The sequence below is a fragment of the Streptomyces sp. R33 genome (genome assembly GCF_041200175.1).
GTDB classification, from domain to species: Bacteria; Actinomycetota; Actinomycetes; order Streptomycetales; family Streptomycetaceae; genus Streptomyces; species Streptomyces katrae_B.
In genome coordinates, this window is the sequence record NZ_CP165727.1 from 6,781,560 (window position 1) to 6,797,220 (window position 15,661).

16 protein-coding genes and 7 tRNA genes are annotated in these 15,661 nt (G+C 73.4%); 12 read left to right on the forward strand and 11 right to left on the reverse strand.

All coding sequences use genetic code 11. The features are described 5' to 3' along the window. Positions 1-12 precede the first annotated feature (12 nt). From AB5J51_RS31175 to AB5J51_RS31195, 5 genes are all read right to left on the reverse strand, one after another. Positions 13-87, reverse strand: a tRNA-Val gene (locus tag AB5J51_RS31175). A gap of 50 nt (positions 88-137) precedes the next feature. Then, a tRNA-Val gene (locus AB5J51_RS31180) sits at positions 138-209 on the reverse strand. Positions 210-227: 18 nt separating this feature from the next. Then, positions 228-299, reverse strand: a tRNA-Val gene (locus AB5J51_RS31185). Between the two features lies 1 nt (position 300). Then, a tRNA-Cys gene (locus AB5J51_RS31190) sits at positions 301-374 on the reverse strand. 38 nt (positions 375-412) lie between these two features. Further along, positions 413-485: transfer RNA gene (locus AB5J51_RS31195), tRNA-Gly, on the reverse strand. 180 nt (positions 486-665) lie between these two features. Here AB5J51_RS31195 and AB5J51_RS31200 point away from each other — a divergent pair. The 3 genes from AB5J51_RS31200 (at position 666) to AB5J51_RS31210 (ending at position 3,481) form a co-directional block, all read left to right on the forward strand. Next, the gene (locus tag AB5J51_RS31200; RefSeq protein ID WP_369779154.1) at positions 666-1,721 is read left to right on the forward strand and encodes a chorismate-binding protein; all 1,056 of its coding nucleotides are present in this window, start codon (positions 666-668) and stop codon (positions 1,719-1,721) included. Positions 1,722-1,737: 16 nt separating this feature from the next. Further along, positions 1,738-2,562, forward strand: a complete 825-nt coding sequence (locus tag AB5J51_RS31205) for an aminotransferase class IV (protein WP_053786028.1) — start codon at positions 1,738-1,740, stop codon at positions 2,560-2,562. Positions 2,563-2,656: 94 nt separating this feature from the next. Continuing rightward, positions 2,657-3,481 carry a GNAT family N-acetyltransferase gene (locus tag AB5J51_RS31210; RefSeq protein ID WP_369779155.1) on the forward strand — a complete coding sequence of 275 codons (825 nt, stop codon included), beginning with the start codon at positions 2,657-2,659 and terminating at the stop codon, positions 3,479-3,481. A gap of 10 nt (positions 3,482-3,491) precedes the next feature. Here AB5J51_RS31210 and AB5J51_RS31215 read toward each other — a convergent pair whose 3' ends face one another. Then, positions 3,492-3,995 (reverse strand): DsbA family protein, encoded by a 504-nt coding sequence (locus AB5J51_RS31215; protein WP_136224303.1) that lies wholly within the window; start codon positions 3,993-3,995, stop codon positions 3,492-3,494. Positions 3,996-4,176: 181 nt separating this feature from the next. Between AB5J51_RS31215 and AB5J51_RS31220 the strand changes: the two genes are divergently transcribed. After that, positions 4,177-4,635 (forward strand): hypothetical protein, encoded by a 459-nt coding sequence (locus AB5J51_RS31220; RefSeq protein ID WP_053786030.1) that lies wholly within the window; start codon positions 4,177-4,179, stop codon positions 4,633-4,635. Positions 4,636-4,744: 109 nt separating this feature from the next. Next, positions 4,745-4,930: a hypothetical protein gene (locus tag AB5J51_RS31225; protein WP_133898544.1), complete on the forward strand. Its 186-nt coding sequence runs from the start codon at positions 4,745-4,747 to the stop codon at positions 4,928-4,930. Here the strand turns inward: AB5J51_RS31225 and AB5J51_RS31230 are convergent. Beyond that, positions 4,895-5,491 (reverse strand): CGNR zinc finger domain-containing protein, encoded by a 597-nt coding sequence (locus tag AB5J51_RS31230; protein ID WP_053786032.1) that lies wholly within the window; start codon positions 5,489-5,491, stop codon positions 4,895-4,897. The two genes, AB5J51_RS31225 and AB5J51_RS31230, sit on opposite strands and share 36 nt — an antisense overlap. 265 nt (positions 5,492-5,756) lie before the next feature. Then, entirely contained in the window at positions 5,757-6,170 is a 414-nt protein-coding gene (locus AB5J51_RS31235) for an SsgA family sporulation/cell division regulator (protein ID WP_030011909.1), read from the reverse strand. Positions 6,171-6,347: 177 nt separating this feature from the next. Here AB5J51_RS31235 and AB5J51_RS31240 point away from each other — a divergent pair, with 177 nt between their 5' ends. Both AB5J51_RS31240 and AB5J51_RS31245 read left to right on the forward strand, forming a co-directional pair. Further along, positions 6,348-6,797, forward strand: a complete 450-nt coding sequence (locus tag AB5J51_RS31240) for a TIGR02611 family protein (RefSeq protein WP_053786033.1) — start codon at positions 6,348-6,350, stop codon at positions 6,795-6,797. 46 nt (positions 6,798-6,843) lie between these two features. Then, positions 6,844-6,915, forward strand: a tRNA-Val gene (locus tag AB5J51_RS31245). 74 nt (positions 6,916-6,989) lie between these two features. On the opposite strand, the gene AB5J51_RS31250 is transcribed toward AB5J51_RS31245, so the two are convergent. Next, positions 6,990-9,347, reverse strand: coding sequence for an SCO7613 C-terminal domain-containing membrane protein (locus AB5J51_RS31250; protein ID WP_369779156.1), 2,358 nt, complete (start codon positions 9,345-9,347; stop codon positions 6,990-6,992). Between the two features lie 132 nt (positions 9,348-9,479). Between AB5J51_RS31250 and AB5J51_RS31255 the strand changes: the two genes are divergently transcribed. Together AB5J51_RS31255 and AB5J51_RS31260 are read left to right on the forward strand one after the other, a co-directional pair. Then, on the forward strand, positions 9,480-9,992 hold the full coding sequence (locus AB5J51_RS31255) for an SRPBCC family protein (protein WP_136224305.1): 513 nt from the start codon (positions 9,480-9,482) through the stop codon (positions 9,990-9,992). Between the two features lie 39 nt (positions 9,993-10,031). Continuing rightward, a tRNA-Val gene (locus AB5J51_RS31260) sits at positions 10,032-10,103 on the forward strand. A 74-nt stretch (positions 10,104-10,177) separates the two neighbouring features. Here the strand turns inward: AB5J51_RS31260 and AB5J51_RS31265 are convergent. Continuing rightward, a complete protein-coding gene (locus AB5J51_RS31265) occupies positions 10,178-10,903 on the reverse strand; it encodes a 3'-5' exonuclease (RefSeq protein ID WP_053786035.1) in 726 nt (241 codons plus the stop codon). Between the two features lie 221 nt (positions 10,904-11,124). Between AB5J51_RS31265 and AB5J51_RS31270 the strand changes: the two genes are divergently transcribed. Then, a complete protein-coding gene (locus AB5J51_RS31270; RefSeq protein ID WP_053786036.1) occupies positions 11,125-11,703 on the forward strand; it encodes a DUF4365 domain-containing protein in 579 nt (192 codons plus the stop codon). Then, positions 11,703-12,947, forward strand: a complete 1,245-nt coding sequence (locus tag AB5J51_RS31275) for a hypothetical protein (protein WP_369779157.1) — start codon at positions 11,703-11,705, stop codon at positions 12,945-12,947. Before AB5J51_RS31270 ends, AB5J51_RS31275 begins: the two co-directional genes overlap by 1 nt. 25 nt (positions 12,948-12,972) lie before the next feature. On the opposite strand, the gene AB5J51_RS31280 is transcribed toward AB5J51_RS31275, so the two are convergent. Then, positions 12,973-13,524 (reverse strand): GNAT family N-acetyltransferase, encoded by a 552-nt coding sequence (locus tag AB5J51_RS31280; RefSeq protein WP_369779158.1) that lies wholly within the window; start codon positions 13,522-13,524, stop codon positions 12,973-12,975. A gap of 148 nt (positions 13,525-13,672) precedes the next feature. Between AB5J51_RS31280 and thrS the strand changes: the two genes are divergently transcribed. Next, the gene (gene thrS / locus AB5J51_RS31285; RefSeq protein WP_133898548.1) at positions 13,673-15,649 is read left to right on the forward strand and encodes a threonine--tRNA ligase; all 1,977 of its coding nucleotides are present in this window, start codon (positions 13,673-13,675) and stop codon (positions 15,647-15,649) included. Positions 15,650-15,661 lie beyond the last annotated feature (12 nt).

Here is a 15,661-nt window from a genome sequence, read left to right on the forward strand (position 1 = left end):
GGCTTCTGGAGGTGGTGCGCGATACTGGGATTGAACCAGTGACCTCTTCCGTGTCAGGGAAGCGCTCTCCCGCTGAGCTAATCGCGCGGGGCCACGGTGCGAAACCGCAGGTGGAGCAAGGTGGTGCAGATACTGCGTGCGCGATACTGGGATTGAACCAGTGACCTCTTCCGTGTCAGGGAAGCGCTCTCCCGCTGAGCTAATCGCGCGGGGTCCTTGCGGACCAGTGGACGATACTGGGATTGAACCAGTGACCTCTTCCGTGTCAGGGAAGCGCTCTCCCGCTGAGCTAATCGTCCTTGGAGGTGGAGACGGGATTTGAACCCGTGTAGACGGCTTTGCAGGCCGTTGCCTCGCCTCTCGGCCACTCCACCTGGAGCTGCAGGGGTTCTCGGGAAGATCCCCCACTTCGAGCGGACGACGAGACTCGAACTCGCGACATCCACCTTGGCAAGGTGGTGCTCTACCAACTGAGCTACGTCCGCAGGTCACCGTGTTCGCTCCGGGGTTTTCCCCCTTCGCTCCCTGGCGACGTGTTGAACTCTAGCGGATTCCCGGGCCAGCTCAAAAACGCGTTTCCGCAGCGTGCTGCCGCTCGATCACCACCGGTCACCCGGCAGTCACCTCACCGGCGCCGCGGCGTCACCGGTCATAGACTCGCAGCCGTGCACGACCTGCTCCCCCTGGCCCGCTTCGGCGGCCTCCTCGCGACCGACCTCCGAGACGTCACCAGCGACCCCTCCGCCCTCGACTCGACCGGCTTCTGGGCGGTGTCCGCGGACTTCGAGGGGCGTCTGGTCTGCGCCCGCTTCGGCGACGTACGCCCCGACCCGGTCCCGGCGCCCGTCGCGGGAGCCTGGCGCGGCCCCGCCGCCGACCGGTGGTCCTCCTCCCTGGACCGCGCGGCCTACACGGCCGGCGTACGCCGCATCCGCGAGTACATCGCCGCGGGGGAGGTCTACCAGGCCAACCTCTGCCGCGTGATGTCCGCGCCGCTGCCCAACCCGGACCGCGCCGACGTCGACGCCCTCACGGCGCTGCTCGCGCGCGGCAACCCGGCCCCGTATGCAGGAACGATTCGCCTCCCGGCCCACGGCGTCGAGATCGCCACCGCGTCCCCCGAGCTCTACCTGCGCCGGGCCGGCCGCCACGTCGAGTCCGGTCCCATCAAGGGCACCGGCCGCACCGCCGCGGACCTCCAGCCCAAGGACCACGCCGAGAACGTGATGATCGTGGACCTCGTGCGCAACGACCTCGGGCGGGTCTGCGCCACCGGCTCCGTCGCCGTCCCCGAACTGTGCGCCGTCGAGGAGCACCCGGGCCTGGTCCACCTCGTCTCCACCGTCAGCGGCGAACTCGCCGACGGCGCCGGCTGGCCCGAGCTGCTCGCGGCCACCTTCCCGCCCGGCTCCGTCACCGGTGCACCCAAGTCCTCCGCGCTGCGGATCATCGAGTCCCTCGAGACCGCCCCCCGCGGCCCCTACTGCGGGGGCATCGGCTGGGTCGACGCCGACCGCGGCACGGCCGAGCTCGCCGTCGGCATCCGCACCTTCTGGATCGACCGCCAGGGCCCGGGCGGCCCGCGCCTGCTCTTCGGCACCGGCGCCGGCATCACCTGGGGCTCCGACCCCGAACGCGAATGGGCCGAGACCGAACTGAAGGCCGCCCGGCTCCTGCGGGTAGCGTCAGGGGCCCATGAGGTGACTGGTACCCCTGGGTGAGCGGAGGGATCGTACGGTGAGGATCTGGCTCGACGGCGCGCTGCGGGACGCCGACAGCGCACAGGTGTCCGTGTTCGACCACGGGCTGACCGTGGGCGACGGGGTGTTCGAGACGCTGAAGGCGGAGCGGGGCACGGCCTTCGCGCTCACCCGGCATCTGGACCGGCTGACCCGCTCGGCCCGGGGTCTCGGACTTCCCGACCCCGACCTGGACGAGGTGCGCCGGGCCTGCGCGGCCGTCATGGAGGCCAACCCGATGCCGCTCGGCCGGCTGCGCATCACGTACACCGGCGGTGTCTCCCCGCTCGGCTCCGACCGCGGGGAGTCCGGCCCCACCCTGGTCGTGGCCGTCGGCGAGACCGCCCGCCGGCCCGACACCACCGCCGTGATCACCGTGCCCTGGGTCCGCAACGAGCGCTCCGCCGTGACCGGTCTGAAGACCACCTCGTACGCGGAGAACGTCGTCGCGCTGGCCGCCGCCCACCGGTCCGGGGCCTCCGAGGCCCTGTTCGCGAACACCGTCGGGCGGCTCTGCGAGGGCACCGGCTCCAACGTGTTCGTCGTGCTCGACGGGGAGCTGCACACGCCGCCCGTCGCCTCCGGCTGCCTGGCCGGCATCACCCGCGCCCTGGTCGTGGAGTGGGCCGGGGCCAAGGAGACGGACCTGCCCTTCGAGGCGCTCGAGCAGGCCGAGGAGATCTTCCTGACCTCCACGCTGCGCGATGTCCAGGCAGTCCACCGGGTCGACGACCGCACGACGGCCGCGGCCGTGCCGGGACCCGTCACGGCCGAGGCGATGCGGATCTTCGACGCGCGCTCCGGCGAGGACCTGGACCCGTGAGCCCCGTGCCGCCCCCGCCGCGTCGGGGGCGGGCGGCCGGACTGCCCCGTTAAAGGCTGTCGCACGGCCCGCAGGGCGGGGTAGAACTCGACTGATGACCACCACCCTGCGGCCGAGCGGGCCGCTTCAGCAGAGCACCGGGGGCGCGCGGTCGCGCCCGTACGAGATCCGGGTCAACAGCAGGCGCGTCGGTACGCTGATGGTCGCCTGCGACACGCCCTTCGGGCCGACGGTCGGGGAGATCCGCGACCTCGCCGTCGACGAGCCCGACCGGCGGCGCGGCCGTGCCACGGTCGGGGCGCTCGCCGCCGAGGAGGTGCTGCGCGGCTGGGGCTGCCGCCGCGTCCGGGTCTCCGTACCCGCCGACTCGGCGGGAGGCCTGCGGATGGCGCAGGCGCTCGGGTACGCCGAGTACAGCCGCATCATGGCCAAGGAGCTGCCCGCGGAGCCGCCCCGGCTCCGGGAGGGGGTCCTCGGCCGCCCCATGACGGAGGCCGAGTACGAGGTCTGGCTCGGCGACGCGATCGACGGCTACACCGCGGACTGGACCAGCCGGGGCATGCCGGAGGAAGCCGCGCGGGCGAAGTCGGAGGCCGACCACGCACGCCAGCTGCCGCACGGACTGGCCACGGAGGGCACCACCCTCTGCGTCCTCGAGGCGGCGGGCGCCCCGGTCGGCCACGTGTGGGTGGCGCCGGCCGGGCAGGGCGCGTACGTCTTCGACGTCGCGGTCGCCGAAGAGCACCGGGGCCGTGGGTACGGCCGCGACCTGATGCTCCTCGCCGAGCGCGAGGCCCTCGCCACGGGCCACCGCACCCTCGGACTCCAGGTCTTCGCCGGCAACACCCCGGCCCTGCGGCTCTACGAGTCCCTCGGCTACCGGACGACCGACGTCAACTACGCCAAGGATCTGCTCTGAGGGGTGCCGGCTAGCCGTTGCCGGCGGCCAGCAGGCGGTCCGCGATCTCCTCGATGCGGGCGCGCAGTCCCTCCTGGCTCTTGCCGCCGTCGAGGCGCTCGCCACCGATCACGTACGTCGGGGTGCCGGTCACCCCGATCGCCTTGCCCTCGGCCTGGTCGGCGTCGACGATCAGGATGTGCCGGCCGTCGATCAGGGCGGTGTCGAACTCCTCGGCGTCGAGGCCGAGTTCACGCGCGACGTCCAGCAGTACGGCCTCGCCGCGCTCGCCGAGCTCCGCGGTGCGGGCCAGTACGGCCTCCACGTACGGCCAGGCCCGGCCCTGCTCTGCGGCCTCCTCGGCGGCCTGCGCCGCGGCGAAGGCGTGCTTGTGCTTCTCCAGCGGGAAGTGGCGCAGCCGGATGTCCAGCCGGTCGCCGTAGCGGGCCCGCAGGGCGTGTACGTCGCCCAGGGCGCGGTGGCAGTCCGGGCACTGGAGTTCGCACCAGACGTCGAGGATCACGGAATCGGTCATGCGGACAGTCTCCCAGCCGGCGGGCGCCGCCACCGAAGCGGACCTTCCGCCGCCGCCCTGAGGAGGAGGCGCGACCCCGAGATCTCCCGGAGATCGGTCCGGGATCCGCTCGGGACATGGCCGCTGCGGCGGTGCCCGGTGCAGGATGGAAGGGACAGTTCGCCCACCCCTGGAGGACCGCATGCTTGCCGAGACCATATGTTCCGCGGTGTCCGCGGCCGGCCTGGGCCTTGCCGCGGTGACCGCGTACCGCAAGCGCTTCCTCGCCGCCACGCGCATCGCGGCGTACGCGCTGGTGCCGGTCGCCCTGGTGATGACGGGTTTCGTGGAGTGGGTGTCCGGGATGGTCTTCGATCCGACCGTCTGGGCGGGCTTCGGACTGCTCGGGCTGTCCTGGGTGCTGTTCATGACCACGCGGGCCGTCGAGCGCCGCAGCCTCGGCGCCGGGGAGAAGCCGGCCAAGGCGTCCAAGGCGGCCCAGGGGCGCCCCGCGCAGGAGGCCGTGGCCCCGGCCGCGTCCGCCCCCTCGCTCGGCCAGGGCGCCCGCCCGCAGCCGGAGCCCCGCCGGGGCGCGGCGCCCGCCACTCCTGCGGATGACTTCTCCGACATCGAAGCGATTCTGAAGAAGCACGGCATCTGAGGTCCGCGCACGAAAACACCGCGAGCCTGACGAGAAGGGGTGAACTCCCGCGTCAACGCTGGCGTGTTGAGGGCCCGATCGGGACACCTTGGGCCATCATCGCCCCGACATGCTCGACACATCGCAGGGCGAGCCGACGGTACCCGCGCCGACGGCCATGACGGGCCCCGCCCCCGTTGCCGAGGAGCCGCGAGGCTGCCTCTTCGCGCTCTCCCAGCCGCCCCTGATGATCTTCCTGGGGGTGATCGGCACCCTCTTGCTACTGGCCGCCGTGCATGACCTCTTCCTGCTCTGACGCTCCCGCGTCGGCCTCCTTGCGCCGGGCCCGGTACGCCGCCACGTGCAGCCGGTTCCCGCAGGTCCGGCTGTCGCAGTAGCGCCGCGAGCGGTTCCGGGAGAGGTCCACGAAGGCCCGCCGGCAGTCGGGGGCCTCGCAGCGGCGCAGCCGCTCCTGCTCCCCGGAGACCACGATGAACGCCAGCGCCATGCCGCCGTCGGCCGCGAGGTGGTCGCCGAGCGAGGCACCCGGCGCGAAGTAGTGGACGTGCCAGTCGTAGCCGTCGTGGTCGGTCAGCTGCGGGGTGGTGCCCGCGGTCGCCACCAGCTCGTTGATCAGTCCGGCCGCGGCCCGGGGGTTGGCCGCCCCGAACACTTGCGCGAATTTGCCGCGGACGGTGCGCACCCCGGCGAGGTCGCGGGCGCCGAGCTCGCCGACGTCGCTGATCTCGTACTCGCGTACGAACTCGCGCAGCGAGCCGACGTCCGCCAGCCCGTCGGGCTGGTCCGCCTCGGCCGCGGTGTTCACCAGCGCGACGACGACGTCGAGCGCGCGACGGGTGTCGTGGGGAATCTGCACGGTGGTCGCTCCCTGGGGGCCGGGCCTGCGGCGACGGACCAGTGCCGCCGCTGGTGGCCGACTCTAGTCGCCCCCGGGCGGCACCGGGAGGTGCGTCCGTTGCGACTGCGTCACGCACACCGGCGCCGTCCTCGCGGGTGGCTCCCGCAAGAACAGCGCCGGCACTGCCGTATGTGGTTTTTGTCCAGCCCGCACCGTCGCCCCGAGTCGGACGGTGCGGAGTGGCCCCCGGCGCATGCCGGGAGGTGCTCCCTGCCGGCCTGGTTCAGCTTTCGGCCAGGATGTGGGAGAGCTCTTTGTCGAGGTCGAAGTGCCGGTGTTCGGTCCCGGGTGGAACCGCGGCGTCCGTCCGCTTGAGGAACGACTCGAGTGCGCGGGCGGGTGCTTCGAGCAGTGCTTCTCCCTCCGGTGAGCTCAGGGCGATGCAGACGACGCCCTGACCGTGGCTGCGGGACGGCCAGACGCGGACGTCTCCGGTTCCGGTGGGCCGGTGGAGGCCCTCAGCGAGGAGGTCTCGGGCGAATACCCACTCGACCGTCTCCTCGGCGCCGGTGTGGAAGGTGGCGTGCACGGCGTAGGGATCGGCCGTGTCATACCGCAGGCCCGCCGGGACAGGCAGTGAGGACTCGCTCGACACAACGAGGCGCAGGTGCAGCTCGCAGCTGACCGTGGTGTTCATAAGCGCCAGGGCCTTTCGCTCAGTGTGCGCTCGGGGATTCGCACGTCGGCGAAATCGACATGCCACCTACGGTGCCGTTGTAAACCCCTCTGACCGTTTTGCGGACCTCTGGGTCCCTCGGACGGCGGATCCAAACCACCATTCACGTGTGCTTCCGGCTCCGGTAGATTCGGGCCCATGAATACGGGGAGTGACCGCGGGACCGAAGCGTCCTCAGCCGACGACGCCAGCACCCAGCAGACCACGGAAGAAGCGCCGCACGTATCGAAGGCTCCCGCCTTCATCAAGTCGCGCCGCACCCTGCACCTGAGCTGGCAGGTCGGCGTCTTCGTCGTCGGCCTCGCCGTCATCGGCGCAGGCGTCGCCATGCTCGTCCTGCCGGGCCCCGGCTGGGTCGCGATCTTCGCGGGCCTGGCGATCTGGGCCACCGAGTTCGCCTGGGCCCACCTGGTGCTGCGCTGGACCAAGCGCAAGGTCACCGAGGCCGCGCAGAAGGCGCTGGACCCGAAGGTCCGCCGCCGCAACATCATCCTGACCAGCGTCGGGCTCGTGATCGCGGGCGCGCTGGTCGGCTTCTACCTGTGGAAGTACGGGCTCACGCTGCCCTGGAACCTCAAGGACCAGTGATGGTCGGGAACCACCGCTGACATGGGGTAATGTTTGCGGTGCGTCCGGGCGATTAGCTCAGTGGGAGAGCACTTCGTTCACACCGAAGGGGTCACTGGTTCGAACCCAGTATCGCCCACCCGGACCAAGGGCCCGGAGACCTCACCGTCTCCGGGCCCTTGGCGTTTGCGCTTCCCAAGGGCGTCCGCGCCGTCACCTCAGCCGGCCCAGCGCCGCCCGCAGCCGGCGCGCGTCCCGCAGCCGCTTCTCGTACGTCGCCCCCACCACCAGGAGCAGCAGCCCCGCCAGCGCCGGCGGCAGCCAGCGCGGCAGCGCGTCGACCACCTGGACCAGGTACGGGGCCAGCTCGTGCAGGGCCACCGCCGCAAGGGTGCCGCCGCCGAGCAGCAGCGGGGCCTGGAGCCGCCGGTGCGCGCCGAGCAGCGTCACCGCGAGCGCCGCCAGGCCCAGCAGCAGCGGCCGCAGCCAGTACGGGTCCCCCCAGGCCGCGACCAGGCTCGGCAGCAGCGTCGCCCCCAGGCCCGGCCCGTACGCCGTCCAGGACGAAGCCTGCGCGTCCCGGCGGCGGCGCAGGAAGCCCACCGCGAGGGCGAGCACCGTCACCGGCAGCGTGTACGCCTCCGGCGCCGCCACCCCGGACGCCCAGAGCCGGATCCAGGCCGCCGCCACGAACAGGGCCCCGGCCGCCCAGCCGAGCCCGCGCCGCTCCGCCCGTACCGCCGCGCCCGCGCAGACCACCCCCGCCAGCGCGCACACCAGCGCCGACAGCGCCGGCTCCCGGACGGGCAGGAGCAGCGCCACCGCGCCCACCACGCCCGCCGCGATCTCCGCCGGGATCCGCACCCGGCCCAGGCGCGGGCCGAGCGCCGCCACCGCCGCCGGGACCGCCAGCAGGGGCAGCGCCCACCAGGCCACCGCGAGCCCCCACAGCGCCCCCAGCGCCGCCACCGTGCCCCCGGCGTACCCGACGGCCAGCACCGCCCCGCCGGCCCGTGTGGGCAGCGCGGCGGGCCCGTACGCCGCCCCCGCCGCGCAGCCCGCACCGAGCAGCCCGAACACCGCGAACGTGGCCGTACGGCCGTCCAGCGCGGCCACCGACAGGTTCAGGGCCCCCACCGCGGCGCACACCGCAGCCGCGTACCCCGGGCCGCGTGCCGCCCGCAGCGCGTACGCCCCGGCCGCCGCCGTCACCGCCAGCTGGGCCGCGAGCACCGCCGCCACCGGCAGCCCGCAGGCCATCGGCGCCGTGAACAGCCCCGCCCAGGCCAGGACCACCGCGATCACGCCCGGCTCCGGGCGGGGCAGGACCCGCGCCAGCCACCCGGCGGCCCCCGCCGCGACCAGCAGGGTCACCGCGGCCGCCGGACCCGGCCCGTACGCGTCCCGGGAGGGGGCCGTCGCCGCCCACACCTCGCCCAGCACCCCGATCCGGAACACCAGCGAGCCCACCGCGGGCAGCAGCGCCGACACCGCGGCCAGTGCCGCCACCCCCGCCCCGGCCCGGGCCAGGCCGCGCCGGACCGCCACCGGGAGCGCGGTCGCCCGTACCGCCGCCAGCAGCGGCAGGGCGAGCAGCAGGACCACCACCACCGTCCACTCGCGCGACAGCCCGGGACGGGCCAGGCCGCCGAGCGCCGCCACCGCCGCCAGAGCCCCTGCGACCGCCGCCGCCATCGCCGAAGGCTCCCGCCAGGCCACCCCGACGCCCAGCACCGCGCCCGCCGCCAGCAGCAGCGCCGGACCGGCCGCCGCGGCCGCCGAGCCGGCCTGCGCCGACTCCGACAGTCCGGTCAGCAGGGCCCCCGCCGCGAGGACGGCCGCGCTCACCGCCGCCGGACCGAACACCGACGCCCGCGCACGCACCCCCTGCGCCGTCAGCACGAGCGCCGCGTCCAGCGCCGCCGTCACCAGCAGGGCCCAGCCGACCCCCACCGGGCCCGCCGCCGAGGCCACCGCCGCCAGCGGCAGCGGGAGCTGCGCCGTCAGCACCGCCGCCGGCAGCGGGATCAGCAGCCCCGGCAGCACCCGGGCGTACCCCGCCCACAGCGCCGCCAGCACCGCCGCCGCCCCCGCCGTGTACGCGGCGCCGTCCACCCCCGGGACCGCGACCGCGTACACCGCGTACGCGTCCAGCACCGTCAGCAGCAGCCCCACCGCCGCCACCGACTCGGCCGTCGACCGCAGCCCCCGGCGCAGCAGCAGCGCCGGCGCGCCCAGCGCGGCCGCCGTCACCACGGCCAGCACCGCACTGCGCCCGGCGATCCCCATGGACCCCCAACTGACCAGCGTGAACGCCAGCGCAGCCACCGCCAGCAGCACCGCGCCCAAGGTCAGCAGCACGTTCTGCGCACTCGGGGCCGAGGCCTCCGCCGGCCGGGGCCGGGCGGGAACGCCCGGCGCCGTCCACCCGCCCGGCGCCGGAAGCCGCAGCAGCCAGTCCCGGCGGGCCAGCAGATAACCGCGCCGGGCCTCGAGTTGGGCCAGTTCGCGGTCGATGAGCACGAGCTCCCGGTCGGGCGGGAGGGGGGAGCCGGGTGGTGGAGTCGCCATGTTCCGCAGTGTGGTGCCCGTCACGGCGTCAGGACATGGGCGTGGGTACTCAGATCCGCCCTGAGTACCCACGGAAGGAGTGCATCTGCGAGAGGGGGCCCGCACGAGGGCCCGCCGGTCCAGACTGGAGCCATGGACCGCAGCCGCGCAGGGAACACCGACCGCCGCCACCGGGACCGCTGGAACCGCTACCGCTTCCGCAGCGTGTGGGACCTCGACGCCCCGCCCGCCCGGGTCTACGCCGTACTCGAGCAGACCGGGGACTACCCGCGCTGGTGGCCCCAGGTCCGCTCCGTCGAGCAGATCGACGGGCACAGCGGCACCCTGCACATCCGCTCCGTCCTCCCGTACGAGATCCGCACGACCGCCACCGAACTCCTCCGCGACCCGGGCCGGGGCCTCCTGGAGGCCGCCCTGCACGGCGACATCGAGGGCTGGGCGCGGTGGACCGTACGCGCCCGGCGAGGCGCCGGCGGGCGCGGCACGCGGGCCCTGTACGAGCAGGAGGTCGAGGTGCAGAGCCCCCTGCTGCGGCGCCTCGCGATCCCCGCGCGGCCCGCGTTCCGGCTCAACCACGCCCTGATGATGCGGGCCGGGCGGCGCGCTCTCGCCGCCCGGCTGGCCGCCCCACCGGAAGCGGTTTGAACCAGACCCCGTGCCTCTTGTATGGTTCAACTCGTTCCCGGGCGATTAGCTCAGCGGGAGAGCACTTCGTTCACACCGAAGGGGTCACTGGTTCGATCCCAGTATCGCCCACCGGGTCAGGCCGGTCCGTCACACGACGGACCGGCCTTCCGCACGTTCGGGGGCCGTTGGCCGTCGGGCGCCGCCTACGCCGCAGCCGGCAGCTCCGGCCGCAGCGGCCAGTGCGGGTCCACCGACTCCGGCGTCCCCTGGCGCGCGAACCACGCCTGCAGCCCCCGCGCCTGCGCCGCGTGCCACACCGCCTGCAGCGTGTGCAGCTCCGCCGGCGTCAGCCGCTCCAGCCGCGCCGCGAACCGGCGCCCCACCGCCCGTACGACCTCCAGCGAGGCCAGCGCGTCCACCGCCGCGTCATGCGCCCCCTCCAGCTCTATCCCGTAGTGCGCGCACAGGTCCGTCAGTGTCCGGCGGCCCTTGCGGTACCGGTCCAGGTGCTTGTCCAGCACCCTCGGATCCAGCACCGTCAGCGGCCGGTTGTCCAGATAGCGCGCCAGCGTCGACGCCCGGTGCCGGCGCAACTCCCGGTCCAGCAGCGTCAGATCGAAGGGCGCGTTCATCACCACCACCGGCCGGCCCGCCACCTGCTGCTCCCCGAGCGCACGGGCTATCTCCTCCACGACCGGCGCGGGCCACCGCCCGTTGCGCTGGAGGTGGTCATCGGTCAGACCGTGCACTTCCGTGGCGCCCGGGGGCACCGGAATCCCGGGATTGACCAGCCAGCGGGTGGAGCGGACCCGGCCGCCCGCACACTCCTGCACGACGAGAGCGGCGGACACGATCCGGTCCTGCTCCACGTCCACCCCGGTCGTCTCCGTGTCGAATGCGGCCAGCGGGCCCTCGTACCAGCGCGTCATGACGAACTCCTCGTTCCCGATCGGCAGTTGGGGGCACCCGGGCGCCGCCGCCGCGGAACGTGCCACCCCCGCCCGCATCGGTGATACCCGGCCTGTTTGCGCCGTACGCCGTTTGCGGGCCCTCTGGTACGGAGACAACTTCCCTGGGGGACCGCACACCTGACCGGTCATCACCCCGTCCACCTCACTCGGCAGAGCCCGGAAGGCATGGGGAGCCGGCCATGGCGCTCGCGCAGCCCGAACCGGGCGGGATGCTGCAGGGGCGGACCGATCCGCGGACCGGACCGCTGCGCGGCACGCTCGCCACCACCGCCTGCATGGAGACCCTCCAGGTGGGATACCTGCACGCCGTCGCCGCCGCGGCCGGCTGCTCGCTCTCCCAGCCCTTTCCGGACAACGGCATCGACTGGCAGGTCAACCACGGCGCGCCCGAACACGCCGTCGACGACGAGGTCACCATCAAGGTGCAGCTCAAGGCGACCTACCAGGTACCACCCAGACCGGCCGGTCCCACCTTCGCGTTCACCCTCGACAACGAGCACCTGGTGAAGCTGGCCCGCACGCCGGTCGCCGTCCACAAGATCCTCGTCGTGATGCTCGTCCCCCGAGAACGCGACCAGTGGCTGGCAGCCGGCCACGACCGGCTCGACCTGCGGCACTGCTGCTACTGGACCAACCTCGCCGGGCACCCCGTGACCGGCCGGCGCCGGACCACCGTACGGATCCCCACCACGCGGATCTTCGACGACCGGGCGCTGTGCGAGATCATGACCCGGGTCGGGTCGGGAGGGACTCCTTGATGCACTGGCACTCACCGAACCTCGAACCGCTGACGTCCCCGTCCGAGTACGGGGACTTCTCCGACTCGGGGACACCCGACCCCGCCCACGTCGACCCCGCCGTGCTGGGGGCCCTGCTGCACCGGCACGGCTGGCAGCGCCGGGGCGGGGCCGCGGGGAGGTACGGGCGCTGGACGCCGCCCGCCGCTCACGGGCCGGCCGGCGGGGGGAGCAGCCTCCTCGTCCCGGAGAGCCGTGCCTTCCCCGACTGCTCCGACCTGCTGGAGGAGGCCCTGACCGCGCTCGCGCGCAGCGCGCTGCCGTCCGCGCGGGAGGTGCTGTACGGACTGAGCGTGCCCAGCGACGAGATCCGCTGGGACCGGCGCATCCCGGAAGGCCCCGAGGGGCCGTACGGACCCCAGGGCGCGGCGGCGTGGACCGTGCAGGAGCAGCTCCGCTCGGCCGCTCGGCAGCTCCTGCTCGCCGGGGCCCTCGCGGACCGGGCCAGGGCCGGGTACTACGGCGCCCGCCACCGCCGACAGGCCGAACGCGCTCTGCACGGGGTCCTGGTGGGGCCGGCCCCCGGCGGGCGCAGGCTCACCGCGTACGTCCCGGTGGACGGCGGGCGGGGCACCATGACCCGGCTGCACCACGCCCTGCACGCGGCGCGGGAGGCCGTGGACTACCGGCGTGCCACCGGCGGCATGGAGGCGTTCGACGCGGCGGTCGAGGCCGGGGTCAGCCGGGAGCTGGCCGATGCGCTCATCGCGCTGGTGCGGGGTTCGGAGGGCGCCCGCATCGCCCTGGCCTGGGCCCCGGCGGCCGGGGTCCCGGCGGGGTGCGCGGCCCGGCCGGAGCCGGTGGAGTTCTCGCCGGGGGACCTGCCGGTGCTCCGGGAGGCGGCGGCGCGCTACACCCGGGACGAACCGGCGGTTCCCGTGCGGGTGGCGGGGGCGGTGGTCCGGATGCGGCGCTCGGCGCCGGGCGGCGGGGGGACGATCCGGCTGCGGGTCCTCGCGGGCGCGGAGATCCCGTACGTACGGGCCGTCCTGGACGAGGAGGCGTACCGGGTGGCGGGGCATGCGCATCTGGTGGGCGTGCCGATCCGGGTGAGCGGGCGGTTGCAGCGCCGGGGCGGGTTCCGGCGGCTGACCGATGCCACGGACGTGACGCCGGTGCCGATGGACGAGGTCGAGCGGGACCGGCTGATGAAGTCGCTGGACGAGGCACTCGATCCGGGGGACGTCCTTCCGACGGACGACTGACGGGCGGCTCGCCGCTGCGCGGGGCTCAAAGGGCCCGGGGCTCCGCCCCGGACCCCGCGCCTCGAACGCCGGCCCGGCCGGATCTGCCGGCCGGGCCGGATCCGTCGGCGGTGAACGCGGCCATCGTGAGGCCCGGGGCGGGGGAGAAGTCCGGGCCGCGGGTGAAGCCCAGGCGGGTGTACAGGGTCAGCGCGGGCGTGTTCGCCGCGCCCGTCGTGACCGTGACCGTACGGTCGGGCAGGAGCTCGGACAGGACGTGGCGGAGCAGGAGCGAGGCGGCGCCGCGGCGGAACCAGGCCGGGGACACGCAGAGGCGGTCGATGCCGGCGCTGCCGTCCGGCTGCTCCTGCCACGCCAGGAAGCCGGCGATCGAGCCGTCCTGCGCGACCGCGCCGAGCCAGTGCAGCGGCTGCTCCCGCATCTGCGTGAGGCTCTCGCGCAGCGCCGGGATGCCGTCGAAGCCGATCAGCTCCGCCTCCACCGCGTACGCGGCCCGGCCGATCCGGTGCACCGCCGTCGCCGTGGCGTCCTGCGCCAGGTCCAGCGCCCGGACGTCGAGCGGGCTCGGCACGGTCACGATTCCTCCGGGGCAGGACGGCGAGGGGGCGGCGGGTCCACCGTAACGAATCCGGCCAGGCATAACCGTTTCGCGGCGGAGCCCGTCGGCTCGGTACGATTCAGGCGCGCGGCGTTCGCTCGCGCATCCCCTGAGTCAGGAGAGACCGGTGTCAGACGTCCGTGTGATCATCCAACGCGATTCCGAGCGGGACGAGCGCGTGGTGGCCACGGGCACTACGGCGGCCGAGCTGTTCGCAGGCGAGCGCACCATCGTCGCCGCGCGTGTGGCGGGCGAGCTCAAGGATCTTGCGTACGTCGTCCAGGACGGCGAGATCGTCGAGCCCGTCGAGATCTCCTCCCCGGACGGCCTCGACATCCTGCGCCACTCCACCGCGCACGTCATGGCGCAGGCCGTGCAGGAGCTCTTCCCCGAGGCCAAGCTGGGCATCGGCCCGCCGGTCCAGAACGGCTTCTACTACGACTTCGACGTGGCCCGGCCCTTCACCCCGGAGGACCTGAAGGCCATCGAGAAGAAGATGCAGGAGATCCAGAAGCGCGGCCAGCGCTTCTCCCGCCGCGTCGTCACCGACGAGGCGGCCCGCGAGGAGCTCGCCGACGAGCCGTACAAGCTCGAGCTCATCGGCATCAAGGGTTCGGCTTCGACCGACGACGGTGCGAACGTCGAGGTGGGCGGCGGCGAGCTGACCATCTACGACAACCTGGACGCCAAGACCGGCGAGCTGTGCTGGAAGGACCTCTGCCGCGGTCCCCACCTGCCCACCACCCGCAACATCCCGGCGTTCAAGCTGATGCGCAACGCGGCCGCCTACTGGCGCGGCAGCGAGAAGAACCCGATGCTCCAGCGCATCTACGGCACCGCGTGGCCGTCGAAGGACGAGCTGAAGGCCCACCTCGACTTCCTCGCCGAGGCCGAGAAGCGCGACCACCGCAAGCTCGGCAACGAGCTGGACCTCTTCTCCATCCCGGACGAGATCGGCTCCGGCCTCGCCGTCTTCCACCCCCGCGGCGGCATCATCCGCCGGACCATGGAGGACTACTCGCGCCGCCGGCACGAGGAGGAGGGCTACGAGTTCGTCTACAGCCCGCACGCCACCAAGGGCGCCCTCTTCGAGAAGAGCGGCCACCTGGACTGGTACGCGGAGGGCATGTACCCCCCCATGCAGCTCGATGGTGGTACCGACTACTACCTCAAGCCCATGAACTGCCCGATGCACAACCTGATCTTCGACGCGCGCGGCCGCTCCTACCGCGAACTGCCGCTGCGCCTGTTCGAGTTCGGCACCGTGTACCGGTACGAGAAGTCGGGTGTGGTCCACGGACTGACCCGGGCCCGCGGCTTCACCCAGGACGACGCGCACATCTACTGCACCCGTGAGCAGATGGCCGAGGAGCTCGACCGGACCCTCACCTTCGTGCTGAACCTGCTGCGCGACTACGGTCTGACCGACTTCTACCTGGAGCTGTCGACCAAGGACCCGGAGAAGTTCGTCGGCTCGGACGAGGTCTGGGAGGAGGCCACCGCGGTCCTCCAGCAGGTCGCCGAGAAGCAGGGCCTCCCGCTGACCCCCGACCCGGGCGGCGCGGCCTTCTACGGCCCGAAGATCTCCGTGCAGGCGCGCGACGCCATCGGCCGTACCTGGCAGATGTCGACCGTCCAGCTGGACTTCAACCTCCCGGAGCGGTTCAACCTCGAGTACACCGCGCCGGACGGCTCGCGCCAGCGGCCGGTCATGATCCACCGCGCGCTGTTCGGCTCCATCGAGCGGTTCTTCGCCGTGCTGCTGGAGCACTACGCGGGCGCCATGCCGCCGTGGCTGGCCCCGGTCCAGGCCGTCGGCATCCCGATCGGCGACGGGCACGTGGAGTACCTGCAGGAGTTCGCCGCCGAGGCGAAGAAGAAGGGCCTGCGGGTCGAGGTGGACGCCTCGTCCGACCGCATGCAGAAGAAGATCCGCAACCACCAGAAGCTCAAGGTCCCGTTCATGATCATCGTCGGGGACGAGGACATGGCCGCGGGCACCGTCTCCTTCCGCTACCGCGACGGTTCGCAGGAGAACGGCATCGCCAAGGACGAGGCCCTGGCCAAGCTGGCCAAGGTCGTGGAGGACCGCGTCCAGGTCTGACCGGCGCAGCGG